Annotated in this window: 3 protein-coding genes; all 3 read left to right on the top strand. The window is 64.7% G+C overall.

What is annotated here, in order from left to right:
• On the top strand, positions 1-470 hold a 470-nt coding region (locus AC3AYF_RS20425; RefSeq protein ID WP_487780306.1), incomplete at its 5' end, for an HAD hydrolase-like protein.
• 47 nt (positions 471-517) lie between these two features.
• Positions 518-910 carry an RNA-binding S4 domain-containing protein gene (locus AC3AYF_RS20420; RefSeq protein WP_295041136.1) on the top strand — a complete coding sequence of 131 codons (393 nt, stop codon included), beginning with the start codon at positions 518-520 and terminating at the stop codon, positions 908-910.
• Between the two features lie 83 nt (positions 911-993).
• Positions 994-1,866 carry an Hsp33 family molecular chaperone HslO gene (gene hslO / locus AC3AYF_RS20415; RefSeq protein WP_295041137.1) on the top strand — a complete coding sequence of 291 codons (873 nt, stop codon included), beginning with the start codon at positions 994-996 and terminating at the stop codon, positions 1,864-1,866.
• Positions 1,867-2,054: the final 188 nt, after the last annotated feature.

The following is a 2,054-nucleotide window of genomic DNA, read 5'->3' as shown; positions in this document are numbered from 1 at the left end:
ACAGCCTGGCCTACTGGAGTCGCGAACTGTCGCTGGATATCGTCGCGCTCAAGCGCGAGGTGGCACACCTGATCGGATGGCGGGCCGACGCACTGGCCTTCATGGAGTGGCTGAAGGCGTCACCGGTGGATGTGGTGCTGGCGACCAATGCCGATCGCGAGAGCCTCGGTCTCAAGTTGCCGTTGACCGGGCTGGATCGCTATGTCGATCGCATCGTGTCGTCGGCGGATGTCGGTGCTCCCAAGGAGCAGCTGGCGTTCTGGTCGGCCATGCAGACGCTGCACCCCTTCGACTCGGCACGCAGCCTGTTCATCGACGACAACGCCGAGGTGCTCGAAAGCGCCCGGCGATACGGCATTCGCCACCTGCTGGGCATCCATCAACCGGATAGCCGCAAGGTGGGGAGCGCCCATCCGGCGTTTGCCGTCGTCGAGCAGTTTGCATCGCTTTTGCCGGTGCGGTCGGGTTGAAGCGGGCACTGCCCACCCCCATTTAGACCGGTCGAGGTAATTGACCCATGAGTGAAACCGTACGTATCGACAAGTGGCTGTGGGCGGCGCGGTTCTTCAAGACGCGTCAACTGGCCAAGAAAGCGATCGAGGGCGGCAAGGTCCGCTACAACGGCAGTCGCGTAAAGACCAGCCGCAACGTCGAGGTCGGCGCGCTGATCGAGCTGCCGCAAGGCTGGGACAACCTGACCGTCGAGGTCCTGGCGCTCTCGGATCAGCGCCGCGGCGCCCCGGAGGCCCGGGCACTCTACGCCGAGACGCCTGAGAGCCTCGACCGACGGGAGCGGGAAGCGCATCAGCGCAAGCTGGCCAACCAGGTGATGCAACCGCCGATCAAACGACCCGACAAGCGCCAGCGTCGCGATATCCATCGGTTCCAGCGCCAGCACACCGATGACTGATGCCCCACGCTCGTGACGTCGCCCACTATCTGCCCCCACCGGGCGATCCTGCGATCCTCCCGGTGCCCGATGAGATCCGATCCATGAACGATGAAATCCAACGCTTCCTGTTCGACGACACCAACGTACGCGGTGAGATCGTGCAGCTCGAGGCCGCCTACGGCGAGGTGCTCGCGCGCCAGGACTATCCCGCGCCGATTCGCCATCAGCTGGGCGAGCTGTTGAGCGCTGTCGCCCTGCTGACCGAGACCGTCAAGCTCGATGGCACCGTCAGTCTCGAAGTGCGCGGCAAGCAGGGGGTGGACGTGCTGATGGCCGAATCCAACCCCGGCGGTCAGCTGCGAGCCATCGCGCGGTACGACGAAAATCAGATCTTCGCCGACGATGCCTCGCTGCGGCAGCTGGTGGGCGACGGGCAGATCGTGATCACCCTGGATCCCGCCGAAGGCAACCGCTATCAGGGGATCGTGGCGCTGGAGCACGATCAGCTCGCCGGCTGCCTGGAGGCCTATTTCGCCCAGTCGGAACAGCTGGCGACACGGCTGTGGCTGAGCGCCGACGGCCAACGCAGTGCCGGGCTGCTGCTCCAGCAACTGCCGGACGATGCCTCCAGCAAGGACCCCGATGCCTGGGACCGGGTGGTGCACCTGGCGGCGACGATCACCGCCGACGAGATGCTGACGCTACCGGCGCAGGACGTGCTGTATCGCCTCTTCCATGAAGAGACCACGCGCGTCTTCGACCCCAAGGCGCTGGCGTTCGGCTGCACCTGCTCGCGGGAGCGCATTGCCAACGCGCTGCACACCTTCGGCGCCGACGAGTTGCGAAGCATTCTGAACGAGCAGAAAGCGGTCGATACACAGTGCCATTTTTGTCATACGCAGTACCATTTTAGTGCGGCCGACATCGAGGCGATCATCGACTCTCCCGAGGCACCCTCGCCGACGCTTCACTAGAGAGGCCGCCACTCGCCGAGCGGAGCGGCTCGCCGGGGCATGAGCAGGGCTTTGATCAAAGCCGAATTGACATCGGGCGTCCAGCGTTTGCGCGCTGGGCGCTTTTTGCCATAATGGCGATCCTTTTTCGCCTGCCATGGTGTCGAGGTCGCCGGTCCCAACGAGAGCGGTGTCGTCGGGATGGCGGG

The sequence above is a fragment of the Salinicola sp. genome, assembly GCF_982684285.1.
Note: the sequence above shows the minus strand (reverse complement) of the source record. Positions and strands in the feature narration are given on the sequence as shown.

What these genes read in the sequence shown, in the direction of transcription:
- hslO (WP_295041137.1), top strand. Translation starts at nt 994, where the DNA reads ATGAACGATGAAATCCAACGCTTCCTGTTCGACGACACCAACGTACGC.
- AC3AYF_RS20420 (WP_295041136.1), top strand. Translation starts at nt 518, where the DNA reads ATGAGTGAAACCGTACGTATCGACAAGTGGCTGTGGGCGGCGCGGTTC.